Annotated in this window: 15 protein-coding genes, 1 tRNA gene and 1 rRNA gene; 6 read left to right on the top strand and 11 right to left on the bottom strand. The window is 75.6% G+C overall.

Annotated features, from left to right (window positions below; all coding sequences use genetic code 11):
• The 6 genes from GSF02_RS05810 to GSF02_RS18995 form a co-directional block, all read right to left on the bottom strand.
• Positions 1-109, bottom strand: a 16S ribosomal RNA gene (locus tag GSF02_RS05810); the annotation flags it as partial.
• An 889-nt stretch (positions 110-998) separates the two neighbouring features.
• Positions 999-1,086: transfer RNA gene (locus GSF02_RS05805), tRNA-Ser, on the bottom strand.
• Positions 1,087-1,233: 147 nt separating this feature from the next.
• A complete protein-coding gene (locus GSF02_RS05800) occupies positions 1,234-1,839 on the bottom strand; it encodes a GTP-binding protein (protein ID WP_159793672.1) in 606 nt (201 codons plus the stop codon).
• A 643-nt stretch (positions 1,840-2,482) separates the two neighbouring features.
• Positions 2,483-2,896, bottom strand: a complete 414-nt coding sequence (locus GSF02_RS05795; protein ID WP_159793670.1) for a DUF742 domain-containing protein — start codon at positions 2,894-2,896, stop codon at positions 2,483-2,485.
• 11 nt (positions 2,897-2,907) lie between these two features.
• Positions 2,908-3,357, bottom strand: coding sequence for a roadblock/LC7 domain-containing protein (locus GSF02_RS05790; protein WP_159793668.1), 450 nt, complete (start codon positions 3,355-3,357; stop codon positions 2,908-2,910).
• Positions 3,358-3,413: 56 nt separating this feature from the next.
• Positions 3,414-7,007 carry a sensor histidine kinase gene (locus tag GSF02_RS18995; RefSeq protein ID WP_159793666.1) on the bottom strand — a complete coding sequence of 1,198 codons (3,594 nt, stop codon included), beginning with the start codon at positions 7,005-7,007 and terminating at the stop codon, positions 3,414-3,416.
• A gap of 140 nt (positions 7,008-7,147) precedes the next feature.
• Between GSF02_RS18995 and GSF02_RS05780 the strand changes: the two genes are divergently transcribed.
• The 3 genes from GSF02_RS05780 to pgm all read left to right on the top strand — a co-directional run bounded on the left by GSF02_RS05780 (position 7,148) and on the right by pgm (position 10,792).
• A complete protein-coding gene (locus GSF02_RS05780) occupies positions 7,148-8,125 on the top strand; it encodes an NAD(P)H-quinone oxidoreductase (RefSeq protein WP_159793664.1) in 978 nt (325 codons plus the stop codon).
• 100 nt (positions 8,126-8,225) lie between these two features.
• Positions 8,226-8,807, top strand: coding sequence for a bacterial proteasome activator family protein (locus GSF02_RS05775; RefSeq protein WP_159793662.1), 582 nt, complete (start codon positions 8,226-8,228; stop codon positions 8,805-8,807).
• A 305-nt stretch (positions 8,808-9,112) separates the two neighbouring features.
• Positions 9,113-10,792, top strand: coding sequence for a phosphoglucomutase (alpha-D-glucose-1,6-bisphosphate-dependent) (pgm, locus tag GSF02_RS05770; protein WP_159793660.1), 1,680 nt, complete (start codon positions 9,113-9,115; stop codon positions 10,790-10,792).
• Positions 10,793-10,834: 42 nt separating this feature from the next.
• On the opposite strand, the gene GSF02_RS05765 is transcribed toward pgm, so the two are convergent.
• Together GSF02_RS05765 and GSF02_RS05760 are read right to left on the bottom strand one after the other, a co-directional pair.
• Positions 10,835-11,182, bottom strand: coding sequence for a GNAT family N-acetyltransferase (locus GSF02_RS05765; protein WP_159793658.1), 348 nt, complete (start codon positions 11,180-11,182; stop codon positions 10,835-10,837).
• Positions 11,183-11,210: 28 nt separating this feature from the next.
• Positions 11,211-11,519, bottom strand: coding sequence for a GNAT family N-acetyltransferase (locus GSF02_RS05760; RefSeq protein WP_159793656.1), 309 nt, complete (start codon positions 11,517-11,519; stop codon positions 11,211-11,213).
• A gap of 160 nt (positions 11,520-11,679) precedes the next feature.
• Here GSF02_RS05760 and GSF02_RS05755 point away from each other — a divergent pair, with 160 nt between their 5' ends.
• Positions 11,680-12,930, top strand: a complete 1,251-nt coding sequence (locus tag GSF02_RS05755) for an MFS transporter (protein ID WP_235915387.1) — start codon at positions 11,680-11,682, stop codon at positions 12,928-12,930.
• Positions 12,931-12,966: 36 nt separating this feature from the next.
• Here GSF02_RS05755 and GSF02_RS05750 read toward each other — a convergent pair whose 3' ends face one another.
• Positions 12,967-14,265, bottom strand: coding sequence for an MFS transporter (locus GSF02_RS05750; protein WP_159793654.1), 1,299 nt, complete (start codon positions 14,263-14,265; stop codon positions 12,967-12,969).
• Positions 14,266-14,328: 63 nt separating this feature from the next.
• A complete protein-coding gene (locus GSF02_RS05745) occupies positions 14,329-15,027 on the bottom strand; it encodes a FadR/GntR family transcriptional regulator (RefSeq protein WP_159793652.1) in 699 nt (232 codons plus the stop codon).
• A gap of 62 nt (positions 15,028-15,089) precedes the next feature.
• Here GSF02_RS05745 and GSF02_RS05740 point away from each other — a divergent pair, with 62 nt between their 5' ends.
• Both GSF02_RS05740 and GSF02_RS05735 read left to right on the top strand, forming a co-directional pair.
• Entirely contained in the window at positions 15,090-15,692 is a 603-nt protein-coding gene (locus tag GSF02_RS05740) for a gluconokinase (RefSeq protein ID WP_159793650.1), read from the top strand.
• Positions 15,692-17,134, top strand: a complete 1,443-nt coding sequence (locus tag GSF02_RS05735) for a GntT/GntP/DsdX family permease (RefSeq protein ID WP_159793648.1) — start codon at positions 15,692-15,694, stop codon at positions 17,132-17,134. Before GSF02_RS05740 ends, GSF02_RS05735 begins: the two co-directional genes overlap by 1 nt.
• 79 nt (positions 17,135-17,213) lie before the next feature.
• On the opposite strand, the gene GSF02_RS05730 is transcribed toward GSF02_RS05735, so the two are convergent.
• The gene (locus tag GSF02_RS05730; protein ID WP_159793646.1) at positions 17,214-19,007 is read right to left on the bottom strand and encodes a hypothetical protein; all 1,794 of its coding nucleotides are present in this window, start codon (positions 19,005-19,007) and stop codon (positions 17,214-17,216) included.
• Positions 19,008-19,032: the final 25 nt, after the last annotated feature.

Genomic DNA, 19,032 nt, shown 5'->3' with positions numbered 1-19,032 from the left:
CACCCGTTCGCCACTGATCCACCCAGCAAGCTGGGCTTCACCGTTCGACTTGCATGTGTTAAGCACGCCGCCAGCGTTCGTCCTGAGCCAGGATCAAACTCTCCGTAAATGTCTGATGCCACCAGGCGTACCCGGTAACGACCATACGAAGCACCCCCAAAAGGGGCATCTAATCAACTGGCAAGGAACCAAACTGACAGTTCAGTTCATTGTCCAAAGGAATCCTCCAAGAACCACCGGACGGCAGTCCCCCGAGGGATATAAACTTGGCATTGACTGTCAAGCACACTGTTGAGTTCTCAAACAACCGACGCACACCATCCGGACCCGGAACCCTCGTCCCGACCCCGTCCGGGGCAACCCTTCAAACTTACCCGATCCGTGCGATCCGGTCAAACCCGCCCGATCCGGAGATCAGGGGACTCGATCAGCTGCGCGACGCACCTGGCCCGACTCGGGGCACAGAAGTACCCCGCGAGAAGGATGTCGGGAACCGCCCCGGGACCGGCCACCGCTGCCGGATCGTCGCCTCGCGGCGCCGATCTGTCTCGGTGTCCGTTCCTCCCTGTCGGGCGAACGACGAGAACATTACCCAGAGGTTTCGTCGGGAGTCAAAACGCTGCCCGGCGGCCTGCGTCACACCGTCACGATCCGCAGGATCCCGCGGCTCAGCGCCCTTCCGGGGTGTCGGCGCGCTCCCTCTCCCGCCCCCGCGCGGGCGCCTGCGGCGGGGGCGTCGTGGCGCCTGCGGCCGTGGGGCGGCCGCGGGGCGCTGCGGGCGGACGCGGACAGGTCTCCGCCGCGACCCCGTGCGAACCCGCGGGCGCTCCGTCGCCGTCCGCCGACGCGCGGCGCGGCGGTGGTGCGCCGCCTGCCGCGGCCGCGCCGCCGCCCGCCGTGCTCGCCGACGGCGCCCGCACCTCTCGGTGACCCTCGCGCCGGCCGGAGACGGCTGCGGCGCGTGCGGAGGGCGACCTGGTCGCCGTCCGCACGCGCCGTGGCGGAGGGCGGGGGATTCGAACCCCCGGTGCATTGCTGCACAACGGTTTTCAAGACCGTCACATTCGGCCGCTCTGTCAGCCCTCCTCGCGCCCGTGCGGGCGATGCCGACGCCCGGCGGCGCGGTCGCCCAGTCTAGCGAGGCGCCGTCCCGCGCCCCGGCGCAGGTCTCGGGGACGACGACGGCCCCGCCGCACGAAGGCGACGGGGCCGTGCGCAGCGACCGGTGCGACGTCAGGCGGCGCCGCCGCGCAGCTGCCGCATGGCGAGCTGCACCAGCGCGATCAGCGTCTGCTTGGTCGCGGCGCGCGAGCGCGCGTCGGTGTAGAGCATCGGCACGTGCGCCGGGATCTGCAGCGCCTCGCGCACGTCCTCCAGCCGGTGCTTGGCCACCCCGTCGAAGCAGTTGATGCCCACGACGAAGGGGATGTTCCGCGACTCGAAGTAGTCGATCGCGGGGAAGCACTGCTCGAGCCGGTCGGTGTCCACGAGCACGACGGCGCCGATCGCGCCGCGCACCAGGTCGTCCCACATGAACAGGAAGCGGTCCTGCCCCGGGGTGCCGAACAGGTACATCCAGAGGTTGCCGGGCAGCGCCACACGCCCGAAGTCCATGGCCACGGTCGTGGTGGTCTTGCGGTCGCTCACGCCGCCCGCGTCGTCGACCCCCACCGAGTGCTCGGTCATCGCGGCCTCGGTGTTGAGCGGCTCGACGTCGGAGATGGAGCCGATGAACGTCGTCTTGCCGACCGCGAAGCCACCGGCGACGACGATCTTCACGACGGTGGGGGCGGTGCGCTCCGCCGTCGCCGTCGCCGCCGGGGCGACCGGGGCCGGCACTGCCGGGGCCGGCTGCGCGGGAGCGGGCTGGACGAGAGCGGGCTGCGCGGGAGCGGGCTGCGCGACGACCGGCGCCGGGGCCGGCTGCGCCGGAGCCTGCACCGCCGGTGCCGGAGCCGGGTGCGCCGGGGAGGCCGGTGCGGGAGCGGGCTGGACGGGAGCCGGCTGCGCCGGGACGGGCTGTGCCGGGACGGGCTGTGCTGGGACGGGCCGAGCGGCAGGGCTGGGCGCCGCTGCGTCCGGGGTCGTCGCGGCCGCCGGGTTCGCGCTCGGCGCTGCCGTCCCCGGAGCGGGCTCGGCCGGGGCGGGCTCGGCCGGGGCGGGCGCCGCCTCCGGGATCGCCGGCGCGGGCACCCGGGGCACGGGCGCCGTGCCGACGCCGGGCTCGCCGGACGTCGTCGGGCCGCCGTCGGTCGATGCCGCGCTCGCCGCGGGCGGCGCGGCCGGCGCACCGCCGAGGACGCTCGTGCGGGCGGGCGGGCCTGCGGGAGCGGTCGGCTGGGCAGGGGCCGACGGCGCGGCAGGGGCAGCGGCCGGGGCGGACGTCTCGGCGGAGCGCTCCTCCGCGCCGGCGCCGCCGACGCCCGAGGTCACGGGCGCCCAGCTCGGCGCGAGACCGCCGGGCGAGCCGCCGGTCGCACGGTCAGAGGGCGGAAATGCCATTGAGAACACTCTCCAAGACGCTCAGGGACAGGCCCGACTGGGTGCTGCCGTGGCCCGTGTGGACGTTCACCGGGGTCGAGGTGTGCACGGTGACGAGCCCCTCGGCCTGCAGGTCCGCGACGAGGATGCGGACCACGCCCAGGGGCAGGCGCAGCAGGGCCGACAGCTCGGCGATCGAGACGTACGTGTGGGCGGCGTGATGCAGGATCGCCCGCTTCTCGGGCGTCAGGCCGACGCGCTGGACCGCGCCCGGCAGGACCTCGACCAGCGCCTCGAGGGGCAGGTCGGACAGGGCGGAGCGCACGCGGCCACCCGTCACCGCGTAGGGCCGCACCGTGGCGGCCTCGTACCCGTCGCCGTGCGCGCCCTGCGCGCCGTTCGGTCCGTAGGACATCGCTCGCGTCCTCAGTGCACGGTGCCGGCGCGGCTGGCGCCCTCGACGGGCAGGTTGCCGCGCATCTCGGCGATGAGCTGGGGGGTCAGCGTCTGCTCGGTGCGGGACACCAGCAGCGCCATCTCGTACCCGATGAGGCCGATGTCGCACGACGCCTCGGCGACCACGGCGAGCACCGAGCCGTTCGAGACGTTCATCAGGAACAGGAAGCCGTTGTCCATCTCCACGATGGCCTGCCGCACGTTGCCGCCGTCGAGCTGGCGGGACGCGCCGCGGGTGAGGCTCGACATCCCGGAGACGATCGCGGCCAGCTGGTCGCCGCTCGTGCGGTCGAGGCGGTCGGACATGGCCATGAGCAGGCCGTCCGCCGACACGACGAGCGTGTGCCGCGTGCCGGGGACCGTCCTCACGAAGTTGTCGAGAAGCCAGCCGAAGTTCGTCGCTTCGGTGCTGAGGGTCACTGTTCCTCCTCGTCGGTGCGCCGGGCCGGGGCTGGGCTCGCCCCGTGGGCGCGGTGTCAGTGCGTGCCGGGCGCCGTGCGGTGGTCGGGTGCGGAGGGGACGGTCTCGCCGTCGGGCGCGGGCTCGTCCTCGGCCCCCGCGCGCCCCTGCCGGGTGGCGGTCTGGAAGGCGGACAGCCGCGACCGCAGCTGCTCCGGGTCGCGCTCGATGCGGGCGGTGAACCGCTCCGCCGGGCTCTCGCCCTCCGCGGCGCGGCTGCGCCGCGCGAGGCCGGCGCCGTCGCTCGTCACGACCGCCCGGGGCTGGTAGGTGGTGGCGTCGTCGGCCGCCGGCGCCTGCGGCAGGATGCCGCGGCGCAGCAGCGAGGACATCTCCTCGTACAGGACCGCGGACGCGATCCACTCCGAGCGGGCCTCGACCGTGTCGGGGGTCTCCTCGACGACGTCCGTCAGCACGGGGGCGCCGCGCTCCGCGCTCGGGGTGCGCAGCGGCAGGGCGGTGCCGCCCTGCGCGCGGCTCGTGCTGCGCCAGGCGTCGAGCGGGGCGGCGGCCGGGGCCGGCTCCGGAGCATGCGCCGGGGCGACGGGCTCGGCGGCCGGCTCGGCGGCCGGCTCGGCGGCCGGCTCGACGACGCCCGGATCGGCGGCAGCCGGGGCGACGAGGTCCGGTCCGGCGGCGGCCGGCTCGGCGAGCTCCAGGTGGGCGACGGCCGGGGCGGCCTCGGTCCCGGCCGCCGGGGTCACCGGGGCGACGGGTCCGGCGGGCTCGGGGGCCGCCTCGGGCGCGGGCGCGGGCTCGGCGGCCGGCTCGTCCTCCGGACGGCGCCCGAACCGTCCACGCCGACGCCCCGCCTCGCGCAGGGTACGCCGCGACGGCAGGTCGGCCATGAGCTGCTCGAACGGCGGCAGCGGGGTGGCGACCGACTCGGCGACCGGCGCGGGCACGACCGTCGGCTCGGCGACCGGCGTCTCCGGCTCGGCCGCGGAGGGCGCCGCGGCCGGCGGCACCGACACCACGGGACGGGACGGCACGCCGGTGACCAGGTCCTCAGCGGCCACCGGCGGGGTCTCCACCTTCGCCGCGCCTTCCGGTGCGTCCACCACCGGCTCCAGCGGCTGCGTCAGCGGCTCGGGCAGCGCGGCCGGGTCCTCGACCGAGGCGTCGAGGTGCAGCGTGCCGGTCGAGGCGACGTCGGACTCCAGCGACGTGAAGCTGCGGAAGCTCGAGAACAGCCCGGTGCGTGCCTCGATGCCGACGGGCGACGTCGTCGGGGCCACGGGCTGGGGCGCCGACTCCGGCGCCGAGCCGCGGCGGCGGCTGGGCAGCGCGGTGGCCGACGCCTGGACGTCGGTCGGCGGCGTCCACACCTCGCCGTCACCGGCGGCCGCCTCGGCGGGCAGGACCGGGGCCGGGGACGGCGGCAGCACGACGGCGCCGGAGTCGGCGGGCGGCTGCTGGCGGGACGGGCGACGGCGCGGCATGCCGGCCGCCGTCGTGCCGTCGGTGAGCACGGCGAGGTCGACCGGGACGGCCGCCGGGGGCTCCGGCGCGACCACGGGCTGGAACGCCGCGGCGGGGGCGGCGGCCGGCGCGCTGGGGGCCGGCGCGGGGGCTGCGGGGGCCGGCGCGGGCATCGCCACCCCGCCCAGCGGCACGGTCGCCGCCTGCGGCCCGGTCACCACGGCCACCTCGCCGCTGCCCTGGCCGAGCTGGGCGGCGGCGGCCTGCGTCGCGGCCTCGAGCGGGTCGGTCGGCGCCGGCAGCGACGCGGCGTCGTCGGGCAGGAAGAGCGCGGCCGGGAAGACGACGGTGACCACGGTGCCGGACCCGTCGGGACCGGTGGCGAAGCCGACCTCGGCCCCCAGCCGGTCGGCGAGGCGGCCGACGACGAACAGGCCGAGGCGCTGGGCGCCGACGGCGTCGGACGCCGACCGGCTCGCCACCTTGCGGCTCGCCTCGGCGATCTCCTCCGGCGTCATCCCCAGGCCGTGGTCGCGGACGGTGACGGTCACGCCGCGCTCGTCGCGGGAGGTCGACACGTCGACCGGCGTGTGCGGCTCGGAGAACATCGTGGCGTTCTCGAGCAGCTCGGCCAGGAGGTGGGCGGCGCTCAGCGCGTTGTGGCCCAGCATCAGCGGGTCGAGACGCAGGTCGAGCCGCACACGGTCGTAGAGCTCGATCTCGGACGACGCCGTGCGGATGACGTCGGAGACCGGCATGGGCTGGCGCACCCGGCGCCCGGAGTCGATGCCGGCGAGCACCAGCAGGGACTCGGCGTTGCGGCGCATGCGCGTGGCCAGGTGGTCGAGCCGGAAGAGGTTCGACAGCGTGGTCGGGTCCTCCTCCGAGCGCTCCAGCTCGTCGAGGAACGCCAGCTGGCGGTTGAGCAGCACCTGGTCGCGCCGCGCCACGTTGACGAACATCTCGGCGATCGCGCCGCGCAGCGCGGCCTGCTCCCGAGCCACCTGCGCGGTGGTGGCGTTGACGTCGTTGAACGCCGCGGCGAGGCGGCCGATCTCGTCCCGGGACTCGACCGGGATCTCGGCGAGGTCGAAGGACGGTACCTGCCCGGGCACGCGCATCTGCTCGACCATCTGCGGCAGCCGGTCGCGGACCTGGCCGGCGGCGGCCGTGAGGTGGCGCAGCGGGCGCACGATCTGGCGGGCGATGCCGAGCGCGATGGCGACGGACAGCACGAGCAGGCCGAACACCGCGAGCGCGGTGACGACGGCGGTGCGGGTCGCGTCGCCCGCGAGGTCCTCGGCGGCGGCGCTCGTGTCGGCGCGCACCTCGTCGCGGGCGGACTGCGCCGCGGTGACCCAGTCCTGGGAGAGCTGGGACCAGCTCCCGGCCGCGGCGGGGTCGAGCGCGGCGACGTCGCCGGACGCCAGCGCGGTGCGGACGTCGGCGAACGGCCCCGTGATGTCGGGCAGGGTGCCGTCGCCCGGCGCGCTCTCGAGCTGCTGCTGGGCCTCGGCCAGGCGGGTGTCCGTGGTGTGCAGCAGCGACGCCGCGCGCAGCGACAGCGACGGGTCGCCCTGGCCCGCGGCGGCCGCGCTCAGCACGGCGCCGACGACGGGACGCTCCTCGACGACGGCCAGCATCGCCTCGTCCATGGCGACGTACGCGTCGATGCGCTGCGAGAGCGCGCGGTCGTCGGTGGCCTGCGCGAGCTCGCGCGGCACGTCGAGCGCGCGCTCGATGATCTCCGTGTAGCGCTCCGTGGCGGCGTCCGGGTCCGCCGTGCCCGCGACGATCTCCTGGCGCAGGCTCTGCACCGCGTCGCTGTCGCGCAGCGTCGTGGCGATCGCGTCCTGGACCGACTGCGGCAGCGCGTCGGTGCTGGCCGACCGCAGGGCCCGGTCGCGCTCCTCGAGGGCCGCGTCCGTCTCCGTGTGGGCGGCCTCGTACTGCTCGCGCGCGCCCGGGATCCCCAGCGACATCGCGACGCTCAGCGACCGCTCGGCGGCGACGGCCGAGCCGGCGCGGTCCTGCACGGCGAGCAGGTCGACGACGTCGGACGTCTGGCCGGCACGCTGTGCGGTCGTCAGCGAGTCGTACGAGATCCAGCCCGCGGCGACGGCGAGGACGAAGACCGGCACAGCGAGCGTCGCCAGGATCTTTCCGCGAACACCCAGCCAGCGGAGCATGCACACTCTCCTTCGTTCGTCGGCCACGGCCCGCCGCCGGTGCTGGGCCGACGGGCCGGAGCGGTCTCTCCGCTGACACGACCTCCGTGCAGCCGAGCCTCCGCTCGCCGCGCAGGAGCGCGCGAGTAGGCTCCATCGGCGTGCGAGCGGTCACGATATCGGCACAGCAGGGCGGAGGGAAACTCGTCCTTTCCCGGACAGAACCGCCCAAACCGGGCGCCGACGAGGTGCTGATCGAGGTGGCGGCGAGTGGCGTCAACCGTGCTGACCTGCTACAGCGCGACGGGCACTACCCGCCACCGTCAGGTGCGCCACCTTTCCCCGGTCTCGAGGTCTCCGGGACCGTCGTCGCCGTCGGCGACGCCGTGACCGACCGCGCCGTCGGCGACCGCGTCGTGGCGCTGCTCGAGGGCGGCGGCTACGCCGAGGCCGTCGCCGTCCGCGCCACCCAGACGCTCCCCGTGCCCGACGGCGTGGACCTGGTCGACGCCGCCGCGCTGCCCGAGGCGGTGTGCACGGCCTGGACCAACCTCGTGGACACCGGACGCCTGGCGCCGGGCGAGTGGCTGCTCGTGCACGGCGGGTCCGGCGGCGTCGGCAGCATCGCGGTCCAGCTCGGGGCCGCGCTCGGCGCGCACGTCGTCGCCACGGCCGGCGGCCGCGAGCGCGCCGAGCGGTGCCGCGGGCTGGGCGCCGAGGCCGTCGTCGACCACCGGCACGAGGACTTCGTCGCCGCGGTCCGCGCGGCGTCCGCCGGTCACGGCGCCGACGTCGTGCTCGACGTCGTCGGCGCGGCGAACCTGCCGGACAACGTGCGGGTGCTCGCGCCGGGCGGCCGGCTCGTGGTGATCGGCCTGCAGAGGGGTCGGCGCGGCGAGCTCGACCTCAACGCGCTGATGACCAAGCGGGCCACCGTCACGGGCACCACGCTGCGCTCGCGCAGCCCGCAGGAGAAGGCGGCGATCGTCGCGGCCGTCGGCGAGCACGTGTGGCCGATGGTGGCCGACGGGCGCGTGCGGCCCGTGGTGCACGCGCGCGTCCCGCTCGCCGACGCCGCGGACGCGATGGCGCTGCTCGAGCGCGGCGAGGCGTTCGGCAAGGTGCTGCTGGTCCCCTGAGGGTGCGGCCGCGAGCGCCGCGGCGCGCCGGCGGGCCGTTGTCGGCGTGTCCCGGCCTCTCGGCGCGCGCGGCACCGCCCGCATGACGGAGGGTGGAGGCATGACCGACGACAACCGCACGGAGCAGGCCGCGCTGCAGGACGGCGCGGCGCAGGACGGCGTCGAGCCGCGGGTGGTCACGCCCGAGGGCGAGGACGTCCCCGCCGAGGCGCAGGAGGCGCCCGAGGAGGTGTCGCGCATCGAGGAGCCCGCGAAGGTCATGCGGATCGGCGGCATGATCAAGCGGCTGCTCGACGAGGTGCGCGACGCCCCGCTCGACGAGGCCGCCCGCACCCGGCTGGCCGAGATCCACGAGCGCTCCATCCACGAGCTCGAGGACGGCCTGTCCCCCGACCTCATCGACGAGCTGCACCGCATCACGCTGCCGTTCTCCGACGAGGCGACGCCGTCGGACGCCGAGCTGCGGGTGGCGCAGGCGCAGCTCGTGGGCTGGCTCGAGGGTCTGTTCCACGGGATCCAGACCGCCCTGGTGGCGCAGCAGATGGCCGCGCAGGCGCAGCTGAGCCAGATGCGGCGCGGCCTGCCCCCGGGCGTGGCCGCCGGCGGGTTCCCCGGTGCGGGGCAGCCGGGCGGCCCGGGCGCGCGGCCGGACGAGCGGCCGGGCCCCGGCCAGTACCTCTGAGCGGCCGGGCACCGCGCCGCGCGCCGCGCTGCGTGCACCGGCCCGACGCAGGCGCGCGCCGCGCGTCTGTTCGGTGATTCGTTGTCTGATCGGTGATCCGGATCGCCGATCAGACAACGAATCACCGAACAGACCGGGGACGGGCACGCCACAGGGCCGAGGCAGGGCGCCGCGCTCGCCGCGCAGCCCCGCCCGACGGCGCCGCGCTCGCCGCGCAGCCCCGCCCGACGGCGCCACGGACCGGCGACGACGCGCCCGGGTCCGTCTCCGCGCGCCCTCGGCCCGGCGCTGGCACCATCGGTTCCATGCACGCACGCGCCGGGCAGCCCGCCCTCCCCGAGGACCTCATCGACGTCGACCAGGTCGTCGGCGCCTACTACGACCTGACGCCCGACCCGGACGACCCCGCGCAGCAGGTCGTCTTCGGCACGTCGGGCCACCGCGGCTCGTCGCTCGACCGCGCGTTCAACGAGGCGCACATCGTCGCGATCACCGCCGCCATCGTCGAGTACCGCCGCACGCAGGGCACCGACGGCCCGCTGTTCATCGGCCGGGACACGCACGCGCTGTCCGAGCCGGCGTGGCAGACCGCGCTCGAGGTGCTGGCCGCGGCCGGCGTGGACGTCATGGTCGACGCCCGCGGCTCGTGGACGCCCACCCCCGCGGTCAGCCAGTCGATCCTGCTGCACAACGGGGCCGGCAGCGACGAGGGCGTGCGCACGTCGGGCCCCGGCCTGGCCGACGGCATCGTGGTGACGCCGTCGCACAACCCCCCGCGCGACGGCGGGTTCAAGTACAACCCGCCGCACGGCGGCCCCGCCGACACCGACGCCACCCGGTGGATCGCCGACCGCGCCAACGAGCTGCTGCGCACGGGCTGGCAGCAGGTGGCCCGCGTGCCGCTCGAGCAGGCACTGTCCGCCGAGACCACGCACCGGCACGACTACCTGACCACCTACGTCGACGACCTGCCCAACGTGCTGGACCTGGACGCGATCCGCTCGGCCGGCGTGCGCATCGGCGCCGACCCGCTGGGCGGCGCCTCGGTCGAGTACTGGGCGGCGATCGCCGAACGGCACCGGCTCGACCTGACCGTGGTCAACCCCGAGGTGGACCCGCGCTGGGCGTTCATGACGCTCGACTGGGACGGCAAGATCCGCATGGACTGCTCGTCGCCGTCGGCGATGGCGTCGCTCGTGGCACGCATGACCGGCGACGGCGGCAGCGCGCCGTTCGACGTCGCGACCGGCAACGACGCCGACTCCGACCGGCACGGCATCGTCACTCCCGACGCCGGGCTGATGAACCCCAACCACTACCTCGCCGTGGCGATCGAGTACCTGTACGGCGGGGCCCGCCCGGGCTGGCCGGCCGACGCCGCGATCGGCAAGACGCTGGTGAGCTCGGCGCTCATCGACCGCGTGGCCGCCGGGCTGGGCCGCCGGCTGGTGGAGGTGCCGGTCGGGTTCAAGTGGTTCGTGCCCGGCCTGCTGGACGGCTCGGTCGGGTTCGGCGGTGAGGAGTCCGCCGGGGCGTCGTTCCTGCGCCGCGACGGCGGTGTGTGGTCCACCGACAAGGACGGCCTGCTGCTGGCCCTGCTGGCCTCCGAGATCCTCGCGACGACGGGGAGGTCGCCCTCGGAGCACCACCGCGACCTCGTGCAGCGCTACGGCGAGTCCTGGTACGCCCGCGTCGACGCGCCGGCCAGCCGCGAGGAGAAGGCCCGGCTCGGCGCCCTGTCGCCCGAGCAGGTCACGTCCACCACGCTGGCCGGGCAGGACATCACCGCGAGGCTCACCGAGGCGCCGGGCAACGGCGCCAAGATCGGCGGGCTCAAGGTGACGACGAAGGACGCATGGTTCGCCGCGCGCCCGTCCGGCACCGAGGACGTCTACAAGATCTACGCCGAGTCGTTCGTCTCGGCCGACCACCTCGCGCAGGTCCAGGCGGCGGCCAAGGACGTCGTGTCCGACGCCCTCGCCTGACCCGGCGCGACCGCTCGCGCAGGCCGGTCCGGGACGACGCCGTCAGGCGCCCGGGCCGGCCTTGCGCGTCCCCAGGTCCGTGTACGTGCGCAGCAGGTCGTCGTGCTCGGGGTGGCGGGCCATGTACGCGCGCACGAACGGGCACAGCGGCACCACCTTCTGCCCCGCCTCCCGCGCGGCCGCCAGGGCGCCGGCGACCAGCCGCGACCCGATCCCCTGCCCCTCGAGCGCCGGGTCCACCTCGGTGTGGGTGAACACCAGCGCGTCGCCGAGCGGGTGGTAGTACGCCGCCCCGGCCACCGTGCCGTCCGCCAGGGTGGCCACGAAGGCCGACCGCTCGGCGTCCTGGGAGACCGTGACGTCCGGTCGCACGCTCTGCTGCTCGCTCATGGTGCCCATCGTGGGCCTCGTGGGGCCGTCAGGCCACGAGGCGCGCGTAGTCCGGGTTGCGCTCGACGAACTGGGCCACGTACCAGCAGGCCGGCACGACCGTGTCGCCCGCCGCGGCGGCGTCGTCGAGCGCCCGGCGCGTCATCGCGGCGGCGACACCGCGTCCGCGGAACGGCGGGAGCGTCACGGTGCGCGGCATGACGACGACGCCGTCGGTGCGCCGGTACTCGAGCACCCCCATGAGCTCGCCGCCGTCGGGCGAGCGCGCCTCGTACCGGGACCGCTCGGGCACGTGGACGACGGTGCAGACCTCGGTGCGCGCGGGCTCGTCGCTCATGTCCCGCACGCTAGCGACCACGTCCGACGAGCGCGCGTCGCACGCCCGGCAGGCGAACGGCCGGCGGGGCGGCCGGCGGGGCGCGGAAGGACCGGGACGGGGGGCGGACGCGGCGAGAATCACCACGCCAGGAGGCAGGCGGACCTGAGAGAATCCGACCGTGCCCAACCCCTATGCCGACGTCCTTCGCGTGCCCGGCGCCGCCGCCTTCTCCGGGGCCGGTGCGCTGGCCCGTCTCCCCCAGTCCATGGTGGGGATCGGCACCGTGCTCATGGTGGAGGGGCTGTACGGCTCGTACGCGGCCGCGGGCCGCGTCTCGGGCGTCCTGGTCATCGCCCAGGCGCTGCTGTCGCCGCAGGTGGCGCGCTGGGTGGACCGCTCCGGGCAGCGCCGCGTGCTGCTGCCCATGCTGGCCCTGACCACGCTGAGCATGGCCGCGCTCGTGGTGGCCGCGTGGTTGCGCGCGCCCGAGGCGCTGCTGTGGCTGTTCGCGCTGCTGGGCGGCGGCTCGCAGGGCTCCTACGGCTCGTACGTGCGGGCCCGCTGGTCGCACGTCGTGCGCGAGCCCAAGCGGCTGCACACCGCCTACTCCCTGGAGTCGGCGATCGACGAGCTGGGCTTCATCGTGGGGCCGGTGCTCGCCACCACGCTCGCCACCGCCGTCCTGCCGCCGGCCGGCGTCGCGGTGGCCGTCGTCGTCGGCGGCGCGGGCGCGCTGATGTTCCTCGCCCAGCGCCGCACGGAGCCGCCGCTGACGACGGCGCCGGCGAGCGCCGGCGGCGTCGGCACGGTGCGGCCCGCCGGGCGCCGGTCGGCGGTCCTCATGCCGGGGATGCCCGTGCTGGCCGTGACGTTCGTGGCCATGGGCACGATCTTCGGCGCCTCCGACGTCGCCACCGTGGCGTTCGCCCAGGAGCACGGCAACCAGGGCCTGTCCGGCCTCATCCTCGCGGCGTTCGCGCTGGGGTCGCTGGTGGCCGGCCTGATCTACGGCGCGCTGCACCTGCGCTCGTCGCTGTCCACCCGGTTCGTGATCGGGCTCGTGGCGCTCGCCGCCGGCGTCTCGCTGTTCCTCGTGACGCACAGCCTGGTCTCGCTCGCGGCGGTCATGTCCGTGACCGGCCTGGCGATCGCCCCCACGATCATCAACGGCAACGCGATGGCGCAGGCCCTGGTGCCGCCGGAGCGGCTCACCGAGGCGCTCGCGTGGGTCAGCGCGGCGCTGGGCGTGGGGGCGTCCCTCGGGTCCTGGCTCGCCGGCACCCGCATCGAGGAGGCCGGCGCCGCCGCCGGCTTCCACGTGGCCATGGGCGCCGCGTGGGCCAGCGCCCTCATCGCCCTGGTGACGCTGCCCGTGCTGCGGCGGCTGAAGCCGCACCAGCCGGTGCAGGACGTCACCGAGCCGGCCTGACGCTCCGCCTCGAGCGCTGTGGGTGGCGCCCGCGGCTCAGGCCTGCGGCGAGCGCGCGTCGTAGCGCCAGAACCGCGGGTTGAGCCGCACCACCGCCCACATCGCCACGAGGCTCGCCAGGCCGCCGACGACGGCGGCCCAGCCCTCGGTGAACCAGCTCGACCCCGCGCCCATCACCAGCTCGCCGAGGCGGGGACCGCCCGCGACGACGACGATGAACACGCCCTGCAGGCGCCCGCGCATGTGGTCGGGCGCGGCGGTCTGCAGGATCGACTGGCGGAACACCGAGGACAGCGCGTCGGTCCCGCCGGCCAGGCCGAGCGCGACGCACGCGAGCGCCAGCGCGCCGAGCAGCACGCCGTCCGGCTGCGTGCGTCCGACCAGCACCAGCACCACGCCGAACCCGGTGACGGACAGGCCCCACCCGGTGATGGCCCACGCGATCGCCCGCCCGTGCCGGTGGACCCGTCCGAGCGGTCCCGAGAACAGCGTGGCCAGGATGCCGCCCGCGGCGAACGCGGCGGCGAGCACGCCCGTCGTCGTCTCCCCGCCGCCGAGGTAGACCACGGCCGCGGCCGGCCACAGCACGCGCGGGAACGCCAGCACCATCGCGCACAGGTCCACGAGGAACGAGGTGCGCAGGTTGGGCCGCGTGGCCAGGAACCGCAGCCCCTCGAGCACCGAGCGCAGCCCGACGCGACGGCGGCCGGCGGCGGCCGCGTCGCCCTCCCCCGGCTCCGGCGGGAGCGCGGGCAGGCGCCACACGGCCCACAGGGCCGCGGTGAACATCACCGCGTCGAGCGTGTAGGCGACGGCGTAGTCGGCCGCCGCGACGAGCGCGGCACCCAGCAGCGGCCCGCCGGTGAGCGCCACGTTGAAGGCCAGCGTCTGCAGCGCGTTGGCGGCGGGCATGAGCGACGCCGGCAGCAGCCGGGGGATGATCGCCGACCGCGCCGGGTTGTTGATGGCGAACGCCGCCGACTGCAGCGCCACCAGCCCGTACAGCAGCTCCACCGAGCCGACGTCGAGCCACGCCTGCAGCGCGATCGCGGCCGTGACCAGCCACAGCACGACGGACGCCAGCAGCGAGACGCGGCGGCGGTCGTAGTGGTCGACCAGCGCCCCGCCGTACAGGCCGAGGGCCACGAGCGGCACGAGCGCGAAGACGCCGAGCGTGCCGACGGCGAGGGTCGAGCCGGTGAGGTCGTAGACCTGCAGGCCGACGGCGACGACCGTGAGCTGCGCCCCGAGGTTCGAGACCCCCAGCCCCCACCACAGCCGGCGGTACTCCGGCGAGACGCGCAGCGGCGTCAGGTCGGCGAGGAGACGGGGCATGGTGAGCCGATCGTACGCCGCGGCAACGGCCCGACGGGCTCGCGCGGTCACCGGGGCGGCGCGTCAGGGCAACTCGTCCAGCGCGTCCTGCACCTCGTCGACGATCGCCTCCATCGCGCGGCGGGCCGCGTCGGCGTCCCCGCCCGCGACGGCCCGGGCCACCGCCTCGTGCTGCGCGAGCGCGCCCGGCACGGGCGAGGCGGGCATGAGGCCCAGGGCCGTGCGCCCGGACAGCACCGCGGCGACGACGTCGGTGAGCGCGCCGAAGAGCTCGTTGCCGCTGTGGCGCAGCAGCAGCTCGTGCATCTCGACGTCCAGGCCGAGGAACTCCTCGTGGTCGCCCTCGCCCGCCTCGCCGAGCGCCCGCATGCGGCCGGCGATCTCCCCGAGCCGGGCGCGGACCGCGGCCGGCGCGTGCCGGGCGGCACCCGCCGCGGCGAGCGGCTCGACGGCGTGGCGCATCTCGGTGAGCGAGCGCAGCTGCTCGACCCGGCCGGGCCCCTGCAGGCGCCAGGCGATCACGCGCGGGTCGAGCACCTGCCACGACTCCATGCCGAGCACCACGAGCCCGACCCGCCGCCCGGAGCGCACCAGGCCGAGGCCCTCGAGCACGCGCATCGCCTCGCGCGCGACCGTGCGCGAGACGCCGAACTCGGCGCTGATCGAGTCCAGGGTCAGCACCCGGCCGGGCTCGAGCGCACCACCGGTGATGCGCAGCCCCAGGGTGTCGACCACGGCGCTGTGGAGGACGACGGTCGGCATGCCGGAAGCCTAAGCGGCGGCCCGGCCTCGCGGTTTGCTAAAGGTGTTACCAATCGGTCAGGATGCTCGGCGTGGACACCGAGGTCACGCACCAGAACACGCACATCGTCGTCATGGGGGTCGCAGGCTCCGGCAAGACGACAGTCGCCGCGCTCCTCGCCGGCAGGCTCGGCGCCTCCTTCGCGGAGGGCGACGAGTTCCATCCGCCCGCCAACGTCGCCAAGATGACCGCCGGAGTCCCCCTGGACGACGCGGACCGCTGGCCCTGGCTCGGCACGATCCGCGACTGGCTCAGCTCCGAGCACGACGCCGGCCGCACCGGCGTCGTGCCCGCGTCGTCGCTCAAGCGCGCCTACCGCGACCTGCTGCGCGAGGCGCGCGGCGGGGTGCTCTTCGTGCACCTCACCGGCAGCCGCGAGCTGCTCACCGAGCGCATCCAGGGCCGTGCCGGGCACTTCATGAAGCCGGCGATGCTCGAGAGCCAGCTCGCCACGCTCGAGCCGCTGGGCACCGACGAGGCGGGATTCACCGTCGACGTCACGCCGCGCCCGGCGCAGATCGTGGACGAGATCGTCGAGCGCCTCGCCGCCCGCGGCATCCGCACTGCGGTGACCGGCTCCGCGGCGACCGAGTCCGCGGCGGCCCAGCCGGCCGAGGAGCGCTGATGCTCGCCACGCTCGCCGGCTCCGCTCCCGGCCCCCTCGCCGCCCACCTGCCCACCGTGCTCGCCGCCACCGCGGACGACGCGGCGCCCACCGCGTCGACGCCGCAGCTCGTGCTCGCCGCGGTGCTCGGCATCGCCGTCATCGTCGCCCTCATCGTCTGGGCGAAGATGCACCCGTTCCTCGCCCTGGTCATCGGCTCGGGCGTGCTCGCCGTCGCCGCCGGCACCGGCCTGGTGGAGGCGTTCGACGACTTCACCAAGGGTCTCGGCTCCACCGTGGGCGGCGTGGGCGTGCTCATCGCGCTCGGCGCCATCATCGGCAAGCTGCTCATCGACTCCGGCGGCGCCGACCGGATCGTCGACACCGTCCTGGACAAGACGCCCGCCCGGCGCATGCCGTGGGCGATGGCGCTGGTGGCGTTCGTCGTCGGCATCCCGCTGTTCTTCGAGGTCGGCGTGGTGCTGCTCATCCCCGTGGTGATGATCGTCGCCCGGCGCGCCCGCCTGTCCCCGGTGCTCGTGGGCATCTCCGCGCTCGCGGGCCTGTCCGCGCTGCACGGGCTCGTGCCGCCGCACCCCGGGCCGCTGCTGGCGATCGAGGCGCTGGGCGCCGACGTCGGCCTCACCCTCGGCCTCGGACTGCTCGTCGCGGTGCCGACCGTGGTGCTCGCCGGGCCGGTGCTGGCCAAGGTCCTGACGCGGTGGGTGCCGCTCGACCCGCCCACGAGCGTGCTCGGCTCGCCGGCCGAGAGCGCCTCGGGGACCGAGCCGCGCCGCCGGCCGAGCTTCGCCGTGTCCGTGCTCGTGGTGCTGCTGCCGGTGATCCTCATGCTGGCGCGCGCCGTCGTCGAGGTCGCCGGGCAGGTCGGGACCGGCTGGGGCGGCGTGCTGGAGTTCCTCGGCGAGCCCCTGGTGGCGCTGCTCATCACCACGCTCGTCGGCCTGTTCGCCTTCGGCACGGCGGTGGGCCGCACCCGCCAGCAGCTGAGCGACCTGGTGGGCTCCTCCTTCCTCCCGATCGCCGGGATCCTGCTCATCGTGGGCGCCGGCGGCGGCTTCAAGGAGACGCTCGTCGGCACGGGCGTGGGCGACGTCATCGCCTCCGGCATCAGCGACGCGAACCTCAACCCGCTGCTGGCCGGCTGGCTGGTGGCCGTGCTGATCCGCGTCGCCACGGGCTCGGCGACCGTCGCCACGATCACCGCCGCCGGGATCATGGCGCCGATCGCCGCGGGCTTGGACCCCACGCACGCGGCGCTGCTCGTGCTTGCCGTCGGCGCGGGGTCGGTGTTCCTCTCCCACGTCAACGACGCCGGCTTCTGGCTGGTCAAGGAGTACTTCGGCATGACCGTGGGGCAGACGTTCAAGACGTGGTCCCTGATGGAGACCACGCTGTCCGTCGTCGCCCTCGTGGCCGTGCTCCTGCTCGGGCTCGTGGTCTAGCGGCTCGCGCGCCCCGCCGACGGCGACGGACCCGCGGGGTCCGTCGCCGTCGGCGTGTTTGGGGCTGCCCGTGGTGCCGTCAGCGGGTGGCAGCGGCCGCGAGGCGCCGTCGGGTGCCGACGAGCGCCAGGCCCGCGGCCAGCAGCAGAGCGGCCAGGCCGACGAGGGCGGCGTCCGCGCCCGTGCGGGCGAGGGTCCCCGCGTCGGTCCCGGCGTCGGTCGTCGTCGCGCCGGTCCCCGCGCTGGTCGTCGTCGCGCTGGTGCCCGTGGCGTCGGTGCCCGTGGCGTCGGTGCCGACGGTGCCGACGGTGCCCGCACCGGTGGCGCCGAGGCCCGCCGGCAGCGTCACGGCACCGACCGGAGCCGTCGGAAGGGCGCCGCCGAAGCCACCGCCGGAACCGTCACCCGGCGTCGTGGTGCCGTCGCCGTCACCCGGCGTCGTCGGGTCCGTGCCCTCGTTCCCGTCACCGCCACCCGGCGTCGTCGGGTCCGTGCCCTCGTTCCCGTCACCGCCACCCGGCGTCGTCGGGTCGGTCGGGACGATGCCCGCGTCGCCGTCCTCCAGGACGTCGTCGAGCAGGCCGTCCTCCGCGAGGACGGAGTCGACCACGCCGACGAGGTCGCCCGCGAGCAGCTCGTCGAGGGTGCCGTCGAGGTCGTTGACGATCTCCTCGACCAGGCCGTCGGTCACGCCCTGCGAGGGCTCGTCCGGCCCCAGCACGTCGTCCAGCAGGCCGTCCTCGCCGACCACGGCGTCCAGGGTGTCCTCCAGCGCGGACCCGGTGCCCAGCGCGTCGTCCAGGCGGCCGCCGACGGACGGAACGACCTCGGCGACCGTGTCCACGCCGCCGTCCTCGAGCACGTCGTCCACCAGGCCGTCCTGGTCCAGCACGCCGTCGGTGACCCCGTTCAGGTCGCCCGCGAGCAGGTCGTCGGTGGTGGTGTCGACGTCGTCGACCACTGCCTCCACGACCTCGTCCGTCAGCCCGTCGCTCGGCGTGTCGGCACCCACCACGTCGTCGACCAGGCCGTCCTCGCCGACCACGGCACCGAGCGTGTCCTCGACCGCCGAGCCAGTGCCCAGCGCCTCGTCCACGGCGCCGCCGGCGGACGTCACGTCCTCGGCCACCGCGTCCACACCGCCGTCCTCGAGCACGTCGTCGACGGCGCCGTCCTGGTCCAGCACGCCGTCGGTGACCCCGTTCAGGTCGCCCGCGAGCAGGTCGTCGGCGGCGGTGTCGACGTCGTCGACCACCGCCTCCACGACATCGTCCGTCAGCCCGTCGCTCGGCGCGTCGGCACCCACGACGTCGTCGACCAGGCCGTCCTCGCCGACCACGGCACCGAGCGTGTCCTCGACCGCCGAGCCAGTGCCCAGCGCCTCGTCCACGCCGCCGCCGGCGGACGTCACGTCCTCGGCCACCGCGTCCACACCGCCGTCCTCGAGCACGTCGTCGACCGCACCGGCGTCGCCGGTCACGTCGTCCACGACGGCGGGCACATCGAGCGCCGCGGTGTCCTCGACGGTCTCGGCGACGTCCTGCGCGGCGGGGTCGACCAGGTCGTCGGTGGTAGTGGCCTCCGGCGCATCGGCGCCGACGACGTCGTCGACCAGGCCCTCGTCACCGGCGACCGCCTCGACGGTCGCCTCGACGGGCTCGGTGTCGACCGCGGGAAGATCGACGTCGGTCTCGACCGGCACGTCCGGGAGCTCCTCCGAGACGCCCGAGAGGTTGGCCGCGACGGACGTGTCGGCGCCGATGTTCACGTCGAGGACGTCGCCCTCGGCGGCGTGGGCAGTGGCGGCCCCGGCGACCACGAGGCCGCCTGCGACGAGCAGCGTCTGCACGGCTCGTCTCGCGTTGCTGTTCATGATGTCTCTCCTGCGAAGAAGTGAT

The sequence above is a fragment of the Puerhibacterium puerhi genome (assembly GCF_009846865.1).
GTDB classification, from domain to species: domain Bacteria; phylum Actinomycetota; class Actinomycetes; order Actinomycetales; family Cellulomonadaceae; genus Puerhibacterium; species Puerhibacterium puerhi.
The sequence above is the reverse complement of the archived record's forward strand: the minus strand, read 5'-3'. Positions and strand labels throughout refer to the sequence as shown.